Genomic DNA, 17,592 nt, shown 5'->3' on the forward strand with positions numbered 1-17,592 from the left:
GACGGCCTGTCTGATCACATCTGCCGCGCTGATCACTTCCTGAAACTATTAATATTCATTAACCATTAACCCTCTCCTGCCCTCTTCTGCACCGGATTACTTAAAAAATATTAAAGGTACAGATGAGAGGTCCGATAACTGTATGCGCGGCATCACCTTGTTGCCTGCGGCCCTCACCCTGAACTTCAGTCAGGCGTCGTGCACGACGGCAAGGAAACGGATTGCTGCTAAAAAACTGATTAATAATAAAACGGGGAAGATAACATGTTCAGTATCAAGAATATGAAGGTGGGGATGCGGCTCGCTGCGGCCTTCGGTATTGTTGTGACGTTACTGATAGTGATTGGCGTAACATCTATCACCAGGATTAACAATATTAATACGGCGATCGCCTCGATCATTGACGATCGTTATGTAAAAGTGCGACTGGCATTTGATGTGCGCGATGGCGTCAACGATCAGATCAAATACCTGCGCGGCATGGTGATCGATACCACCCGCCCGGAGCTGAACGCGAAACGTTATGGTCAGCTGGATGAAGCGACACAGCGCACCAATGTGGCGATGAAGAAGATCGAAGATATTCAGGTCACCCCGATAGGTAAGAAGAAGATCGCCGGTCTGCTCGCCTCTTCCCAGGCGTTTGAGAAGGTGAAAGCGGAGCTGATCGAGCTGGTGAAAGCGGGCAATTTTGATGCCGCCAGCGCCTATGTGCTGAAATCCATGACCGCCACTCAGAATAAATTTTTGCAGGATGCGGTGAATTTTGCTAACTCTCAGGACTCGCAGCTGCGCAGCGAAGGTCAGGGGATTGTGGAAAATGGCCAGTCTGCCATCACCCTCACTCTGATTTTCTCCGCGCTGGCGATTCTGGCGGCGATCATGCTGGGCTTCTTCCTGACCCGCTCGATTGTGCGTCCGCTGGTGGCGGCGGTTGAGGTGGCTGAGCGCGTGGCGGCGGGCGATCTCAGTTCGCAGATGCAGGTCACGTCGCGCGACGAGACCGGTGTCCTGATGCAGGCGCTGCAACGGATGAACGATAATCTGCTGTCGATTGTGACCGAAGTGCGCACCGGCTCCGACACTATTGCGGTGGCCTCGAATCAGATCTCCAGCGGCAACCTTGATCTCTCAACCCGCACCGAACAGCAGGCGAGTTCGCTGGAGGAGACCGCCTCTGCCATGGAGCAGATGACCTCGACGGTAAAACACAACGCCGATAACGCGCGCGAAGCAAATCATCTGGTTTCGACCACCTCCAGCGTGGCGCGGGAAGGCGGCGTGGTGATGGAACAGGTGATCGAGAAGATGGAGGCGATCGCCCTCTCTTCCAGAAAGATTGTCGATATTATCAGCGTCATCGACTCCATCGCCTTCCAGACCAATATCCTGTCACTGAATGCCGCGGTGGAAGCGGCGCGCGCCGGTGAGCAGGGTCGCGGCTTTGCCGTGGTCGCCAGCGAAGTGCGTAACCTGGCGCAACGTTCCGCTTCGGCAGCGAAGGAGATCAAACTGCTGATTGAGGATTCTGTCGCCAAAGTGGACGAAGGCAGCAAGCTGGTAACTCATGCCGGTTCAACCATTGGTGAAGTGGTGAACAGTGTGCAGAGCGTGGCGAATATCATGAGCGAAATCACCATTGCCAGCAGCGAGCAGAGCAGCGGCATCAGTGAGATCAATCAGGCGATTACCCAGATGGAAGCGGTGACCCAACAGAACGCCGCGCTGGTGCAGGAAGCCTCAGCCGCCTCTCAGGCGTTGCAGGATCAGGCTGAGCGGATGGCGCAGGCGATGAGCGTGTTTAATACCGGCAAACTTTCGCTGCAAACCACAGCAATCTGACCCCGACAGGGCCTGCTGCGGCAGGTCCTGGTGCCCGCTAAGGCAGGGATAGCGAAAGAGCAGGAGGATCGGTTTCGGGTTAAAGGCAGGATCGGTAAAAGGGATGGAACGCGGGGAGGGAAAACGCAGAAACAAAAAAGGCTGCCAGAGGCAGCCTTTTATTACTGTAAATGCAACTACGCGACAAAGCTCACTAGCCTTATCAGAGGGCGCGAGGCTGGCTCTGAATTGCAATCCTCGCCGCGTTCACCTGAACGACAACAGATTTGCAGAAAATGCATTTCGCTCCATGCGGGTTGGCTCTTGTAACATCAAAATGTGATGTACGAAACTGTGAGCCATGACAGTGTGGGCATTTAAAAGTAATTTTCAGTCCTTAGAGACCAACAACGTTCGCAGCAGCTGGGCCTTTGGCGCCATTTTCTACTGTGAATTCAACTTGCTGACCTTCGTCTAATGAACGGAAATCGGTGCCCTGGATTGCAGAGAAGTGTACGAATACATCTTTGCTGCCGTCCTGAGGAGAGATGAAACCGAAGCCTTTCTCTGCGTTAAACCATTTAACGGTACCGCGAATTTTGTTAGACATGCTTAAATCCTTAATATATCGAGCCTTCCGGCATAATGGCCTGAGAACAGATTTTAATCAGAACGTAAGAGAAGACTCAAAAAGAAGGGATGTCTCGCGACAAACTTAGAGATGAGAACTGCTTTGGTTACTTACTTTGATAGTGTCTGTTAATCAAACCGACGGATTCATTAAGCCACACTTATCCCGGCGACGCAAGCCACCATTTAAATTAATTACAGATAGCCGGGCGACGGGGCCGCTGGAAGCGTTTCACCCGCGCCGCGGCGTTAAGCGTGCATTACTCCACAACGTCGCCATTCAGCCGGTTGAACAGAATTTTTCGCATTGCGGCATCATCCGTCGCATCGAGATTCAGCCAGGTCAGCGTCTGGCGATCGCTTTTCTCATCATACCGGGAATAAACACCATGAATATCCCCCCGCTCCGGGGAGTAGAGGATCGCGATAGATTGCGCCGGACAGTTGTGCGGCTTGCAACCAAAGAGCGCCTGATAGCGCACGCCTTTAATGGTGAGGGTATTGGCCGGTGAACTGGTGCCGCCCTGGCTCACCCAGGCGGGAAAGGCGTGCCCGGCGATCAGCTGGCGATAAGCCTGTCCGGTCTGTTTGCCCTGAATAAAATCGAATAAGTAGGGCTGCGCGGCGGCAGTCGCCAGCAGCGGCATAGCGGCGAGTGCCGCCAGCAGAAATCGTTTTTTCATTGCCTGATCTCCTCTTCTCTCTGCGGTTTTCAGCATACCGCGCGACAGTAGCGGGTTTGCGCGAATTTGTCAGGCGCAACACCGTTGTCGTTGAGGTTGCGGTGAGTCAGATCAAAAAAGGGCGAGGCCGCCGCCTCGCCCAGAGAGTGCTCATCATCAATCGTAGTAAGGGACCTTACGGTCAACGCCGTTGATATTGATCAGCACAAAACCGGTCGGGGCGGTTTTATTCGCCGGCGTTCCCGCTGCCGTGGCGAGCGTTACCACCCCTTTTTCGTTGGCCCCGATGCCCGCCAGTCCGTTGTGCATACCGAAGCGTGCCGCCGGTTTCAGGTTACTGATGTTGGTGACATCCGTGACCACCGACATATCGGACTGGAACAGCGAGCAGGAACCGGTATCGAAGCGGGTCGGCCCGGTGGTTTTCAGGTTGAACATGGTCTCGCCGCTTTTGGCTTTCAGCTTGACCCAGATGACGGCATAGGTGGTCCCTACCCGGCCATAACGGATGTCCAGCACCGAAGGCTGCCCCATGTGGTAAGCATCCGCCCACACCGTCTCCAGCCGTTGCAGGTTGATCAGGGTTTTACCGGTGCCCACCACGTTTACCGGTGAACCGGCGGTGCCGGACGGCGTGGTGGCATCCGCTTTACCAATCAGCTCCATCACCCACTGCTGGTTAGGCGCAGGGAAATAGAGCTGGCCCAGCCGATACCAGTTATCGGTGTCGGTGTTGTTCACCACTTTATAGCCGCTGTAATAGCCAGCCCGCAGCGAGCCGGTCATGAAGCTGCCGTAGTTCTCATCCCGGCGATAGCCATATTCAAAGGTCGATAACCATTTGCTTCCGGCTATGTCATTGGTGATTTTCGCCCCGGCCTGAAGGTTAATATGCCGCATCACCACGCGGGCATTGTTGAGATTGAGCGGCGTGCCGCAATCTTCAATGTTGAGCGTTTCAATGTTCCAGCCGCCGTCCGACAGATCCCCTGGGTTGGTGGTGTGCTCAATCCAGACGTTGCGCATGATTCCCTGGGTGACGCGCGGCATATAGAGCGTGGCGTCGCCATAGCCCGACTGGAAGTTGGCATTACAGAGCTCAATGGCGGTTGAGTGATCCCAGTTCCCCTTCGGTGTGTTTGACCAGCCGACATCAAACACCCGTGAAAAGGTACTGGAGCTGTAAATCTGATCGAACTTACTGTCGAGGGTATCCTGTAGCTTAAAGACGGTTCCCCCGGTACTTTGCGCCTTGAAGCAGAAGATGTTGACGATCTGCCCTCCGACGATGATGTTTTCGAAGAACGGTTGAACGTTGCTGCACTGTTCAGGCGCGACGGTGACTTTCTGAGAGGTGTCGACAGTCCCGGCGTTAGCCTGTCCGTGCCAGCAGATGCCTTTAATGACGATTTTGCGCGCATTAACCTTAAACACCGTATTTGCGCTTTTGTCAGAGACAATGGTGGTACGCGGTGACGATCCGAGATCAATGTCATCCCCTAACAAGCCAAAGAATGGCAGCTCCGTATCGGTGAGATCGATGGGAGAGATCAGGAAACGTCCACCCGGAAAACGCACTGGAATCGCTTTCGCATAGGTGTTGTAAGTCTGCGTCCATGCCAGCATGCGTCTGAAAGCATCGGTATCATCGGTAACGCCATCCCCTTTCGCGCCAAAGTGCAGGATATTCACTTCAGTGGGATCGTTGATGGTGCGTTTCCAGTAAAAACCGTTGCCCACCGCCACCGTACCGCCATCATCTTTCAGGATGGTGGAACTGAGAAAGCCGACAAAGTCAGCACCGCCGCGAAAGCTGGAGTCTTTGTCGTAGTAGCGTTTCAAAATCGCAACTTCACCTGATTTTGAAGGGACTGTGGTGCGCAGTTCAGCAAAAGAGTTAACTTCGATCATCGTATCCTCCTCAGGATCACTTAGATAAGTCGCTGATTATCAGCAGGTTACTTAGCTTTGGCCGGATGGCCGCAGAGGGTGTCCCACATGTCGTTGTGGGTGTTAATGGCGCGCACGGTACGGATGTCCATTTTTTGCGCGTCATCGCCGTAGGTATAAAGAGGGGAAAAAAGCACACAGGCAGAGTCGGTGATCGCCACCGGCTCAGGGTTTGTGGTATTTCGACTGCTGCAACTTGTCGCGAGCAGCAGCGTCATCAAGGCTGTGGTTGTCAGTCGCCACACGGTTAGCCTCCTCACGGTTATGTTGTTGCTGTTGCGCCACCGCCTCAACGCGGGACGCCTCCTGGTGCGCGTTCTCCACATCGGAGCGCGCTTTTTGCTGTACCTTGCCGATTTTCCTGCCGCCGAAATAACTGGCGCCCAGCGCCGCGACGACGGCGGCCAGGGCGGCAATCCAGTGCCAGCCGCCGCCCAGCAGAGTGGTGATCAGACTCATGGTTGTGTTCCTCCGCTGCCCTGCTTTTCATTGAGCAGGCTTTTCTGACGAACAAACTGGGCAATCACCCCCATCGCCACCATGAAGGCGCCGATCATTCCCAGGTAGTTGTGTGGCAGGAACGACTTCACGTCCTCGGGCAGCGCGCTCCAGGCATCAATTGCCGCCGAGGGAAACGACTGCGCCCAGGCGCTGAGCATCGAGCCGAGCGACGCGAGCCAGACCGACCAGGTTTTAAATAACAGGCGGGCGTGTGAGACAAACTGGAGGGTGGTAAAACGCTGCAACAGCAGCACAATGACGATCGCCGTCAGCACGGCGCTCAGAAACAGCAACCATTTCATAGCAACCCCCGGTAGACCGCGTAGGTTCCGCTGCGCATCACTTCAGCATGACGTCTGGCGCGGCCCGGCGTCTGACGTGACCAGAGGCTGTTCATCATGGCGTCGGCCGCCTCGCTGAACTGTTCGCTGACGATGGCGGTAAGCATGTTTTTAAACTGCATCACGCCATCGACCCCCAGCTGATAGGCCATGCTGATCAGCACATCGGTGCGGGCGTCGTTGCACTTCGCCAGCGCGCTGCGCAGCAGTTCCCTGCTCTGCATCTCCTGAATTTTGTTTTCCAGGATGCACTGCTTCCAGAGATCCCCCACGCGCCGCGGCACGCGGAAAGCGTAATTGCTCAGCGAGGCTCCTTTCGGTCCGATGCGGATCCCGCCGGCGACCGTGGGAAAGCCCAGCGTGTCGAGATAAGGCGTGTCGACATACCCCTCTTCAAAATTCAGCACTGCAATTATCTGGCTCATAACGACTCCTTAGTGACGGGTCAGAGCAACTCAGCCCTGTGCAAAAAAATACATAACGCCTGCTGATCATTACCCGCCCTCACCCCGGCAGAACGCTGCAACGAAACTGAACAGTAATGCAGCAGATTACGTCCAGTGAGAGCTGGAGGTGATGGCAGGCAGGCGAAGGATGGAAAGCGGAAAGGATCGGCGCGGCTCAGCCCACGGCGTAGAGATGAACGTGTGGCAGGCAGCAGTTATCGAAACTGGGTGTTTCCTGATGTTTAGCGCGTGGCGCGGTGATTGCGCGGTCGACGCGCGGAATAACCTGACGCTGGCAGATCTGTTCCGCGCGCCGCAGGTTAGGTGTTTCGGGTGGGAAGTTCAGGGCCTGGTCGATGCTCTGTTTCAGGCTGTTGAGAGGCTGGCGCCGCCGATGGCGGCGAGTACGTGCGTTGCCCATAAAAACGCTTTTGCCATAGTGAATTATCGCCATAACTCCTCCTGTGAATGAGTCTTTGGCGATGGGGTGGCAGGCGCGAGCTTTCGGAGAACCGAACGGGCCCGAATGTCGAGTTTCACGCTCGCACACTCGCCGCCCGGCTGCGTTAACAGTCGGGTGGAAAGTAAGAGAGGGGAAATAAACGGCATCTGACGACGCTGCATTTTGCGCATCCACCCCATCCCAAAGTTCACTGACTTTTGGGTGGTATGATTCGCGCTTGTGCAGCGCCTCAATTGTTTAAGAGCGGTTCATCCGTGAAAGAACTGCGTCGTTCATCCATATCCAAATTATTAACAGGTTCTTATGCATTATCAAACACTGTTGGTTAATTTTTTATTTACCGCTGGTTAAATTTATGAATTTATGCCGATTATTTTTTTGCAGCCGGCGAAGAAGAGGCGGCGAAAGCGGCCTTAGCCGAGAATTTGATAGTGGCGCGCCTGGCTCATGATCACTTTTGCCAGCACCTTCAGGCTGGTGACATCATCACGGTTGAGATACCAGGTTTCATAGCGCTTATTGTCTGAAATCACAGCGATTTTCTTATGCTGTAACTGTAAGCGTTTGAGATAGAGCTGTTCATCAAGCGTAAAAATATAGATGCCGTCCCCGTCAAACATCCGCACGCTGATGTCGACAAACAGCTGATCGCGGGGCGCAAAGGTGTCCGCCATCGAATCACTGTTGATGGCGATTAACCGGATATTTTCCGCCGGGCGGCCGTTGAACAGCACCCGCGCCTCATCCTGACCATATTCGATCGCCTGAATCGTCTCGACAAACTCATCGCGCGCAGGCAATCCCGCCGCGCTGCGTTGTCCGATGTCGAGGCTATCCACCCGAAAGACATTCTTCCGGCCGGTCAGCGCACTGAGCGCCACGGGTTCAGCTGGCTGCTCCATGCCATACTGTAGCCACTCAACCCTGACGCCCAGCAGCTGGCTGAGCGCCAGCAGATTGCCACCGTCAGGCAGCGACTGCGCGTTAAACCACTTCCACACTCCTGGCGTTGAAATTTTACAGCCCTGCTGTTGCAGCGCCCTGGCAACCTGCTTGTTTCGTCCATGTCCGGCAATGCCGGCGCTCTCACAGGCCGCGATCAGCCTGGCAGTGAAGGCTTGTCTTGTACTTTCTTTTTTAACCATTAGTTAATAATCAGCCATAGAAGAGATACTGGATGTTATTTTCATTATTGCTACCAGTTCATTTTATATTACCGCCCGTTTACTACCTAACCGCTTTATCAAGCATTTCTGATTATCATTATCCGCTTCAGGTTGCAGCTGAACAAAAAATATCGCCTCAGGCCGCGTGCAGCCCCGGCTTTCAGGAATCTTCCGTAGGAAACTGCGTGAAATTCAGACAGCTTTCTGGCCGGTAGCGGCACGATCGGGAGGGAGAGAAATCTGATGTGCAGAAAACTCCAGTTTTCACTGGACCGGAATGGCGCGCTAAAAAAAACGGGAGTCTGTGAAAGACTCCCGTTTTGTTAAAAATCTGTGAGGTTATGCGCGGAGCGTGTCGTCGCCCCAGGCAATCCATTTGTAGGTGGTCAGCGCCTCTAATCCCATCGGACCGCGCGCGTGCAGTTTCTGGGTACTGACCGCCACTTCCGCGCCCAGCCCGAACTCACCCCCGTCGGTAAAGCGGGTGCTGGCGTTAACGTAAACGGCCGAGGAGTCGACCTGGCGGATAAAGCGGTTGGCGTTGCGGATGTCGCGGGTCAGAATCGCGTCGGAGTGCTGGGTGCCGTAAGTACGGATATGGTCGATCGCCTCATCCATATCCGCCACCAGCCTGACGTTAAGGTCGAGCGACAGCCACTCATCCTCATACTGCTGCGGTTCCACCAGCGTGACCTGCGCCGGGCCCGCCTGCAACTGCGCCAGCACGTTGCTGTCGGCGTGCAGCACGATCCCTTCCTGTGCCATGCGTGCGCTGAAAGCGGGCAGAAAACGATCGGCAATCGCCCGATCCACTAGCAGCGTCTCCAGCGAGTTACAGGCGCTGGGGCGCTGTTTCTTGGCGTTGACGATCAGCTCAAGCGCCGGTTCAATCTCCATCGTCTCATCAATGTAGATATGACAGACGCCGATGCCGCCGGTGATCACCGGAATGGTGGAGTTTTCCCGGCACAGCTTGTGCAGTCCGGCTCCGCCGCGCGGGATCAGCATATCGACATAGCGATCCAGCTTCAGCAGCTGATTCACCAGCTCGCGGTCCGGGTTTTCAATCGCCTGCACGATGGCCGCGGGCAGACCATGCTGCTTCAGCGCGTTCTGAATGACCCGCACCGTGGCGGCGTTGGTACGCCAGGTCTCTTTGCCGCCGCGCAGAATGGCGGCGTTGCCGGTTTTCAGGCACAGGCTGGCGACATCCACCGTGACATTAGGACGCGCCTCATAAATCACTGCCACCACGCCCAGCGGCACGCGACGCCGTTCGATGCGCAGTCCGCTGTCGAGCTGTCCGCCATCGATCAGCTGTCCGACCGGATCGGCCAGCTGGCACACCTGACGCACATCGCTGGCGATAGCGCTCAGCCGTTGCGGCGTGAGGGTCAGCCGGTCGAGCAGTGCGGCGCTCATGTTATTCTGGCGCGCATCGGCTAAATCCAGCGCATTGGCCGCCAGAATCTCCGCGCTCTCCGCCTCCAGACGGTCGGCGATGGTCATCAGAACCTGATTCTTTTCGGCGGTGGTCAGTTCGGCCAGGGTATAAGCCGCGGCACGGGCCGCTTTTCCCATCTCTTCAAGCATTGTCCGCTCCTTAACTGACAATCATGTCATCGCGGTGAACCGCGACCGGGCCATATTCATAGCCCAGAATTTCGCTGATCTGCTGGCTGTGATGGCCGGCAATCATGCGCATCGCGTCGCTGTTGTAGCGTGAAACGCCGTGGGCAATATCCCGTCCCTCCAGGCTGCGGATGCGGATCACTTCACCGCGCGAGAAATTGCCCTGAATGGCCCGGATGCCTTTTGGCAGCAGGGAGCTGCCGCGTTCGAGGATCGCCGCCAGCGCGCCATCATCCACGGTGAGTTCGCCTGCGGGTGGCGCGCCAAAAATCCAGCGTTTACGGTTTTCCAGCGGCGACTGCTGAGCATGAAAATGGGTGCCGACCGGCCGGCCCTCAATCACATCGGCGATCACGCCGCTGCGGCTGCCTGAGGCGATAATCACGTCGATACCGGCCCGACAGGCGACATCCGCCGCCTGCAACTTGGTCGACATTCCCCCGGTGCCAAGACCGGAAACGCTGCCCCCGGCTAATGAGCGTAACGCATCATCAATGACGTGCACGTCGCTGATCAGCTCAGCCGCCGGGTTATTGCGCGGATCAGCGGTAAACAGCCCCTGCTGATCGGTCAGCAACAGCAGCTTGTCGGCCCCGCCGAGCATCGCCGCCAGCGCTGAGAGGTTGTCGTTATCGCCCACCTTAATTTCGGCGGTCGCCACGGCGTCGTTCTCATTGATGACCGGCACAATGTGGTTATCGAGCAGCGCGCGCAGGGTGTCGCGGGCGTTTAGAAAGCGCTCACGATCTTCCATGTCGGCGCGGGTCAGCAGCATCTGGCCGATGTGAATGCCATAAATGGAGAAGAGCTGTTCCCACAGCTGGATCAGACGGCTCTGCCCCACCGCAGCCAGCAGCTGCTTTGAGGCGATGGTCGGCGGCAGTTCGGGGTAGCCCAGATGTTCGCGTCCGGCGGCCATCGCGCCGGAGGTGACGATCACGATGCGGTGGCCCGCCGCGTGCTGCTGCGCACACTGCCGGACCAGTTCCACCATATGCGCCCGATTCAACCGACGGGAGCCGCCGGTAAGCACGCTGGTACCCAACTTGACCACTAAGGTCTGACTGCCACTCATATTTCCTGCCGTAATGAAAAATTTTTGCGAAAGGACGTTTTAACAGGAGTCGATACGGAAGCCAACAGCCAGCGGGGGAAAAGCACGAAATTACGCCGACAAGGGCGTAGACCAAAAGTTCAGCATTAACAAGAAATCAGGAAAAGTGTCATAAAAACTTCATCACATCCCGGTAAAAAGTCGGTGTTTTACAAAAACTTTTACCTTTTTGGCGTCTATATCGGGATTGATAGCAAATGAAGAAAAGTACACTGGCAATGATCCTCTCCACGCTGACGCTGGCCTCTGCCGCGCAGGCTGCCGAAGTCTATAACAAAGATGGCAATAAACTGGACTTCTACGGCAAAGTTAAAGCTGAACACTACTTCAGCGATAACGCCAGCTCAGACGGTGACAAATCCTATACCCGCATCGGTTTTAAAGGCCAGACGCAGATTAACGACCTGATGACCGGTTATGGTCAGTGGGAATATCAGTACAACGTCAACAACTCCGAAGGCAGCGACGCCAACAACGGTAACAAAACCCGTCTTGGCTTTGCCGGTCTGAAATTTTCGCAGTATGGTTCGGTGGATTATGGCCGTAACTATGGCGTGCTGTATGACGTTGAAGCCTGGACCGACGTCTTCCCGGAATTTGGCGGTGACGGTACGGCCCGTTCTGATAACTTTATGACCCAGCGCGCCACCGGCGTCGCCACCTACCGCAACAGTAACTTCTTTGGTCTGGTGGATGGGCTGAAATTCGCGTTGCAGTATCAGGGCAAGAACGACGCCAGCAGCGCCAACAGCCGTGCCGACATTAACCGTCAGAATGGCGATGGCTACGGTGCTTCACTTGGTTACAGTCTGGGTGACTCCGGCGTCAGCCTGATGAGTGCCATCACCTCGTCTGACCGCACCAACCAGCAGCAGGCGCGTGCCTATGGCCGCGGTGAGCGGGCCGACTCCTGGGGCGCGGGCGTGAAGTATGACGCTAACAGCATCTACCTGGCGGCGATCTACACCGATACCCGCAACATGACGCCAATCAGCAGCACCAACCGCAACACCGGCGCAGCCGTGGCGGGCGCAGCCAATAAAGCGCAGAACATCGAACTGGTGGCGCAGTATCAGTTCGACTTTGGCCTGCGTCCTTCTATCGGCTACGTGCAGACCAAAGGCAAAGATATTGAAAACGATATCGGCGATGCGGATCTGGTGAAATATATCGACGTGGGTGCCACCTACTACTTCAACAAGAATATGTCCGCCTTTGTCGACTACAAAATCAACCAGCTGGATGACGACAACGCGCTGTCACTTAACAACGACGACGTGGTGGCGGTGGGGATGACCTACCAGTTCTGATTTCAGGCCCGCGCCACGTAGCATGAGCGGAGCCAGGCTTCAGGCACAGAGTGCTGACAAAGCCTGGCTCTCTCCGCTCGCACGGGGAACCCTCGTTTCGCCGTTGTTTGATGATATTAAGAGGCTTAAGCGGCCAGACCAGCGGAACGTAAAGTACTGTCCCGAAGTAATGCCTAATCGTTTTGACATGATGCAACGTCAGGCACGGCACTATATCCCTTAACTCGCGCGATCGCGGCGAAAAGGTTCTGTACCTAATCTGATTTTTTTTGTGCAGTCTCTCGTCTGATTTCGTCTATCGTGTCACGCATGTTACTGAGACATTCTGCGGCAGGAGTTCCAGCCTTTTCCAGCACGGGTTCTGCCTTTACGAAATACGCCTCAACTTGTGTCGTTGTAGCTTTAGTCATCAGTGGAATGCTACATATCAATAATGTGCCAAATCGCTGCTGTAGGCGGTCTGTGCTCGTCTTAAATTGATTAGTGACATTCAGCACAGCTACCGGCTCCTTAATAAGAGTCATACTTATAGCGGTCGTCAGTTGTTCTGCGTGATCATCATCCATGCTGTCACCAATGCTTTTAATCTTCGCTGGCAATGCCTGAATTGTCACCGGATCAGCGCGGGCTACCAGCTTAATGAAAGTATCCCAGTTGCTATCTGATGCCATACAGGAGACCGAAAGAATACAAGTCGCAAGAAAGAGGCCTCGGCTGATCATCTGACAACCTCTAACTCGTTATCAATAGAATGAATGATTTTTCCACGCACGACTGGCCCCATGATTATGCAGCCCTCAGATGCAAATCCAGCCACTTTCGGCGGCTTCTTCTCGCCGTGGATACGAAACAGGGAGCGCCCGAAACTCTCGTCAGACGTTTGAGTTAAAGTGATTGTCATTGGCCCCTTTGAGTTTGTATATCCACCAATGCGATACGTTCCCCGGGGAATGGGTCCCATACCTTTAACATGTTGCCTGTCCGGGTTGTTTTTGTTGGTCAGATTCCCTGAATAACCTTTACCCATTAACTTACCGTTGTGCCACAATTCGCCAGTGCTTTGGTGGTATATACATGCCATATGCTATTCTCCTATGCCACGCTGCGTTCATTCCAGCAATCAGAATGAATAATATTGCCATCCAGGTATTTCCAGGTGATTTTTTCATACGTCATTTCGAGCAATTCAAGGTGAGCGTGACGTTTGTAGCCTGGAGCTTTCACATCTTCCATAAAGGGTACGACACTGCTGATTCGGGCATTTTCAAGCAGCACGTTGAAATATTCTTCTTCCAGTCCGACATAATTAATACGATAAAATTTAAGCTCGGCAGACTTTAAAATCTTACCGGAACTAACGAACTGGTATAGATACGGACTGGAAGAGTCTAGTGCTTTAGTTAGGATAAAGGGACAATGTTCATGAGTTGCCGTTATCTTACCGGACAGGTCATCTGTAGGGAGAGATACGCCGTGAGCGAGTGCGGTTATCTCTATGCTTCCCTCACGTTGCTGCACATCAACAGAGCCTTTTACGGGATATCCACCGTCGTCCTTTAACCATAAATAAACAGGTATAGCCATTAAACGAAATCCTTTTCCGTGATTAAGGAGAATAATTATTACCCTCTGTTCCTTAAGACGGAAATGTCACTTAAAATATTATTGACTTCAATCAAAATCCTTTACGTTTCAGAAGGGATTACGTGGTGTAGAATACACCTATATTCTTTGCTATTTTTCTTTTCATATTTAAACCTCTTAACGTGAGATTACGTTCAACTGGACGTCAAACTCCTAAAGGGATTTCATTCATTTTTTAATTATTTTAGTTCTGCATCAATACGGTTTATCCCCGCTCGCGCGAGGAACACTCATAGTTTACACCAACATACTTCAGCCCGGCCGGTTTATCCCCACTCACGCGGGGAACACAGACTTACAAGATTCAGGCTAAACCCATTGACCGGTTTATCCCCGCTCACGTGGGGAACACATCAGGGTCCACACCGCGTCGCCCGCCGCCGTCGGTTTATCTCCGCTCACGCGGGGAACACTGCCGGAATATTGCTGACGCGCCGACAGAGCACGGTTTATCCCCGCTCGCGCGGGGAACACCGAGCGTCAGGACGAATCACCTCCGCGATGACCGGTTTATCCCCGCTCGCGCGGGGAACACTCAGAAGTCGTCAATCCTGCCGCGATTGCCTTCGGTTTATCCCCGCTCACGCGGGGAACACACCATATAAATCAGCTTTACAACCAGATAAATCGGTTTATCCCCGCTCACGCGGGGAACACTACGCCAGCGTTGTCCAGCGCCATGCGATAGACGGTTTATCCCCGCTCACGCGGGGAACACCTTTAACGGGTGCTGTTTGAATTTTCCTGTCCCGGTTTATCCCCGCTCACGCGGGGAACACCAAACTTGCAGCCAACCAGCACGCCAGTCCTGCGGTTTATCCCCGCTCACGCGGGGAACACGTCAAGAACGACCAAAGCCAGTCTATCTCAAACGGTTTATCCCCGCTCACGCGGGGAACACTATATGGGGGGGTCAAAAATGTAATTATGTAACGGTTTATCCCCGCTCACGCGGGGAACACTCTAAAATTATCAGGCTGATTACAAAGCGTTTTTCCACACCAGATAATTCCACCGAATTTTACACACGCACTTACCCCAAATGCACATTTATTCTGCGATACAAAATCTGGCGAAAAAAAGCGCCCGCAACGGAAGCCTGGAGGGTGTTGGCAACCCCAAATCAGAATGAACCTTGCAGCAACGTATAAAGTCAGTGCGCAGGGAAAAGAGGAAAACATCCGGCTGCCCGGGAAAAACGCCAGGCGCCTGGCCCGGCTACAGGCCCACATCAGGAATAAGGTGCGTAATTGCGCGGGATGGACGGCCAGAGGCTGACGTTAACCTCTTTCCACTCTGATCGGATTGCCTGCGCAGATTCGGTTGCACAGCGTATCAGGCCAGACTTTGCCAACAAAAAGGGCGAGTGTTTCCACTCGCCCTTTTTAACGCTGCATCACCCTGTCAGGCGCTCAGCTTCACCGGTTTTTCATCAAAATCGCTGGCCGGAATAAGGTCCAGTTCGAACTCCTTCAGCATCGCCTTCAGGCGGGTATGGAAATTCCGTAAGGTCTCCTCCACCCGAGCCGTGTTCTCTTTACCTTTGATAGTTGCCACTGACCAGTCGCCCTCTTTGTCGAACAGGCCGATGTGATAAACATAGGTAAAGTGGTCGGCCTGTGCCTCCAGCTCCATCCACCAGCCCCAGAACTCACGCAACTCCGGTGCCGGTTTTACATTCACGCAGGCAGCCAGGCAGTCGAAAAAGAAGCGGGTTTCGCCACATTTTCCATCCCGGATATAAGGCCCCAGCTCCGTGAAGCGCTTAAGCAGGCGACTGCGGGGATGACCACTTGGTAACGTCATGCTGATTCTCCATAGGTTTTGACCGCTATACAGCCTGATTTCCGGCCTGCCGCTGTCCTGCCCGGCTTCAGGGGCAGGTCACATCGCGTGCCGTCTGACGGCCAGCCGGAAGAATTCCGCTACTAGTTGTAGCAAAGAGTGTAAATATTTCCAGTTACCTTTTTAAACGCTTCTCCAGCCAGTCGCAAATTTCATTCAGCGCCCGGTCAAAACTGGCCATCATCGGTTTCAGCGGAATCGGCAGCGCTTTGCCCTGCGCCGAGGAGCTGGCGATGAGACGGCTATCTTCCTCCGGGCTGAAGAGATCGTTCTGCCAGTAACCCGACAACATCGGCGTCGGCGTCCGGCGCCCCAGCAAGCCCTGGGTTTTCAGCGAATAGCGGTTAAGCTCGGTGCGCAGCGCGGCATCAGAGGTAGAGGCCATACCGAGCCGGCTCGCCAGCATATCCATATACATATCGGGGATCGCATCCTGCAACGCCGTCTGGGTCAGCAAAGCATGCACGATTGGGCCAAGGCAGGCGACCGCCCGCAGCCGCTGGGGTTCAAGGTAGGCCAGCCGCACCGCCACGTTAGCGCCAAAGCGGAAGCCAAACGCCGCCACGCGGGTGTGATCGACCCAGGGCACATTTTGCAGATCGCGCAGCACCTGCTGATGCAGGAAGCTGGTGTCCTGATTCAGCGTCCACTTCACCGAGTTGCCCACTGACGGCATATCAATTGTCAGCATGGCGATGCCGCGCGGGGCCAGATATTCATGGAACAGCCGATAGTGATCGCTCTGTAACGAGTCGAGCGCGCCGCAGAACAGCACCGTCGGATAAGGCGCTTCAACCCCAGGCGGCATATGCAGAAAGCCGCTGACCGGCGAGCCACCGCTGATGGCGAACGTCAGGGGTTTCAGTTCGCCCGGCAGCCGCTGCGTCGCCTCTTCATAAGCGCGGTTAGCCAGCGTCTGCGCCTGGTCCGCAAGTTCATCGCCTTTGATATAGGGATAGGCGGCCACGCTGTAGAGATGGGCGGCGTGCAGCCAGCACTCACCCGCCGCGCTGTCGTCGGGGGTTTCCAGCGCTTGCTGCTGCCAGATCCCCGCCTGGCGGCTCCATTCAAAAGACCAGTTGCCGCCGCGAAAGCCGATAACCGTGTCGAGCAGCGCCTCATCGGTGTGCTCAACGCGACTGATGGCGATGCGCGCCAGCACTTCGCTGATCTCCTGCGGCGGCAGACCGCGCCAGGCCCACATCACCTTATTCAGCATCCGATACCAGCCGCGCTGACTGTCGCCATCCAGCGTCGAGTGCACCTCCGGGGTGGCGTGATGCTGGCGGCGGACCAGGGAAGAGGTTTCGGGATGTTTAAAGCGCGGCTTGAATAGTTCTTCGCTGAGATTTTTGCTCGGCATACTCACTTCTCCTGCGGCAGAAACGGCAATGGCTAAGTGTACTGTACGCTAATGCGGGGTGCGAGGCGCAGAAAGCACAACGCCCGGAAAACCGGGCGTTGTTTTGAGGCGTATCAATCAGCTTTTTACAATCGGTGGAATGTAGACCACACCCATGTCCCACGGCTGCTCGATCCAGGTATCCTGCGGAATGTCGACGATATAGTCGTCAACCAGCGCGCGACCGGCCGGTTTTGCGAAAATGGTGCAGAAACGCGCTTTCGGGTACATCTCGCGAATCGCCTGCGCGGTGCCGCCGGTGTCCACCAGGTCGTCGATCACGATAAAGCCTTCGCCATCGCCCTCTGCGCGCTTCAGCACTTTCATTTCGCGCTGATGATCGTGGTCGTAGCTGGAGATGCAGACGGTATCGACATAGCGAATACCCAGTTCACGCGCCAGCAGCGATGCCGGTACCAGACCGCCGCGGCTCACCGCGATAATCCCTTTCCACTGTTCAACAGGCAGCAGGCGCTGAGCCAGTTTGCGGGCATGGATTTGCAGCATGTCCCAGGTAACGACGTATTTTTCGCTCATAAAATAGAAATCCCAGCCAACCGGAGTGGCTTAAAAATGTGCAACGGGGAAAAGGTTGCGCGAGATTATAAGGAGTTGCCGCGCTAAAAACCAGCATCCGTGCGCTG

General features: G+C 55.0%; 20 protein-coding genes and 1 CRISPR repeat array. Of the genes, 2 read left to right on the forward strand and 18 right to left on the reverse strand.

The genetic code is table 11. The annotated features are described in order from the left end of the window. Positions 1–264 precede the first annotated feature (264 nt). The gene (locus tag ACCW71_RS10820) at positions 265–1,842 is read left to right on the forward strand and encodes a methyl-accepting chemotaxis protein (RefSeq protein WP_436371188.1); all 1,578 of its coding nucleotides are present in this window, start codon (positions 265–267) and stop codon (positions 1,840–1,842) included. Positions 1,843–2,044: 202 nt separating this feature from the next. Here ACCW71_RS10820 and ymcF read toward each other — a convergent pair whose 3' ends face one another. From ymcF to proB, 12 genes are all read right to left on the reverse strand, one after another. Continuing rightward, on the reverse strand, positions 2,045–2,215 hold the full coding sequence (gene ymcF, locus ACCW71_RS10825) for a cold shock small protein YmcF (RefSeq protein WP_436371285.1): 171 nt from the start codon (positions 2,213–2,215) through the stop codon (positions 2,045–2,047). A gap of 3 nt (positions 2,216–2,218) precedes the next feature. Next, a complete protein-coding gene (gene cspE, locus ACCW71_RS10830; protein ID WP_009091867.1) occupies positions 2,219–2,431 on the reverse strand; it encodes a transcription antiterminator/RNA stability regulator CspE in 213 nt (70 codons plus the stop codon). A gap of 280 nt (positions 2,432–2,711) precedes the next feature. Then, positions 2,712–3,134, reverse strand: a complete 423-nt coding sequence (locus tag ACCW71_RS10835) for an Ivy family c-type lysozyme inhibitor (RefSeq protein ID WP_436371189.1) — start codon at positions 3,132–3,134, stop codon at positions 2,712–2,714. A gap of 156 nt (positions 3,135–3,290) precedes the next feature. After that, positions 3,291–5,045 carry a glycosyl hydrolase family 28-related protein gene (locus tag ACCW71_RS10840; RefSeq protein WP_436371191.1) on the reverse strand — a complete coding sequence of 585 codons (1,755 nt, stop codon included), beginning with the start codon at positions 5,043–5,045 and terminating at the stop codon, positions 3,291–3,293. A 47-nt stretch (positions 5,046–5,092) separates the two neighbouring features. Continuing rightward, entirely contained in the window at positions 5,093–5,221 is a 129-nt protein-coding gene (locus ACCW71_RS10845) for a hypothetical protein (RefSeq protein ID WP_436371192.1), read from the reverse strand. 28 nt (positions 5,222–5,249) lie between these two features. Continuing rightward, positions 5,250–5,543: a hypothetical protein gene (locus ACCW71_RS10850; protein ID WP_436371194.1), complete on the reverse strand. Its 294-nt coding sequence runs from the start codon at positions 5,541–5,543 to the stop codon at positions 5,250–5,252. Further along, on the reverse strand, positions 5,540–5,887 hold the full coding sequence (locus tag ACCW71_RS10855; protein ID WP_436371196.1) for a hypothetical protein: 348 nt from the start codon (positions 5,885–5,887) through the stop codon (positions 5,540–5,542). Before ACCW71_RS10855 ends, ACCW71_RS10850 begins: the two co-directional genes overlap by 4 nt. After that, a complete protein-coding gene (locus tag ACCW71_RS10860) occupies positions 5,884–6,351 on the reverse strand; it encodes a lysozyme (RefSeq protein ID WP_436371198.1) in 468 nt (155 codons plus the stop codon). Before ACCW71_RS10860 ends, ACCW71_RS10855 begins: the two co-directional genes overlap by 4 nt. Before the next feature lie 196 nt (positions 6,352–6,547). Next, on the reverse strand, positions 6,548–6,826 hold the full coding sequence (locus tag ACCW71_RS10865) for a hypothetical protein (protein WP_436371199.1): 279 nt from the start codon (positions 6,824–6,826) through the stop codon (positions 6,548–6,550). Positions 6,827–7,248: 422 nt separating this feature from the next. Then, complete coding sequence (locus ACCW71_RS10870; RefSeq protein ID WP_436371201.1) at positions 7,249–7,980, reverse strand: S24 family peptidase; 732 nt, start codon at positions 7,978–7,980, stop codon at positions 7,249–7,251. 360 nt (positions 7,981–8,340) lie between these two features. Continuing rightward, complete coding sequence (gene proA, locus ACCW71_RS10875; RefSeq protein ID WP_436371203.1) at positions 8,341–9,594, reverse strand: glutamate-5-semialdehyde dehydrogenase; 1,254 nt, start codon at positions 9,592–9,594, stop codon at positions 8,341–8,343. Positions 9,595–9,604: 10 nt separating this feature from the next. Continuing rightward, positions 9,605–10,708 (reverse strand): glutamate 5-kinase, encoded by a 1,104-nt coding sequence (proB, locus tag ACCW71_RS10880; RefSeq protein WP_436371205.1) that lies wholly within the window; start codon positions 10,706–10,708, stop codon positions 9,605–9,607. Between the two features lie 236 nt (positions 10,709–10,944). Here proB and ompC point away from each other — a divergent pair, with 236 nt between their 5' ends. Further along, positions 10,945–12,057, forward strand: coding sequence for a porin OmpC (ompC, locus tag ACCW71_RS10885; RefSeq protein ID WP_436371207.1), 1,113 nt, complete (start codon positions 10,945–10,947; stop codon positions 12,055–12,057). 254 nt (positions 12,058–12,311) lie between these two features. On the opposite strand, the gene ACCW71_RS10890 is transcribed toward ompC, so the two are convergent. The 6 genes from ACCW71_RS10890 to gpt all read right to left on the reverse strand — a co-directional run bounded on the left by ACCW71_RS10890 (position 12,312) and on the right by gpt (position 17,485). Beyond that, positions 12,312–12,728 carry a hypothetical protein gene (locus ACCW71_RS10890; protein WP_436371209.1) on the reverse strand — a complete coding sequence of 139 codons (417 nt, stop codon included), beginning with the start codon at positions 12,726–12,728 and terminating at the stop codon, positions 12,312–12,314. 47 nt (positions 12,729–12,775) lie between these two features. Continuing rightward, entirely contained in the window at positions 12,776–13,138 is a 363-nt protein-coding gene (locus ACCW71_RS10895; RefSeq protein ID WP_436371211.1) for a tlde1 domain-containing protein, read from the reverse strand. 11 nt (positions 13,139–13,149) lie between these two features. Then, complete coding sequence (locus tag ACCW71_RS10900; protein WP_436371213.1) at positions 13,150–13,641, reverse strand: Hcp family type VI secretion system effector; 492 nt, start codon at positions 13,639–13,641, stop codon at positions 13,150–13,152. Positions 13,642–13,902: 261 nt separating this feature from the next. Further along, positions 13,903–14,663: a CRISPR direct-repeat array (repeat unit 29 nt; unit sequence CGGTTTATCCCCGCTCACGCGGGGAACAC). A 442-nt stretch (positions 14,664–15,105) separates the two neighbouring features. Further along, positions 15,106–15,507, reverse strand: coding sequence for a sigma factor-binding protein Crl (crl, locus tag ACCW71_RS10905; RefSeq protein ID WP_003851176.1), 402 nt, complete (start codon positions 15,505–15,507; stop codon positions 15,106–15,108). A gap of 154 nt (positions 15,508–15,661) precedes the next feature. Next, a complete protein-coding gene (gene frsA, locus ACCW71_RS10910; protein WP_436371216.1) occupies positions 15,662–16,909 on the reverse strand; it encodes an esterase FrsA in 1,248 nt (415 codons plus the stop codon). Positions 16,910–17,026: 117 nt separating this feature from the next. Further along, a complete protein-coding gene (gene gpt / locus ACCW71_RS10915; protein ID WP_128086044.1) occupies positions 17,027–17,485 on the reverse strand; it encodes a xanthine phosphoribosyltransferase in 459 nt (152 codons plus the stop codon). Between the last annotated feature and the right edge of the window lie 107 nt (positions 17,486–17,592).

Source organism: Pantoea sp. C2G6, from assembly GCF_051336815.1.
Lineage (GTDB): Bacteria > Pseudomonadota > Gammaproteobacteria > Enterobacterales > Enterobacteriaceae > Pantoea.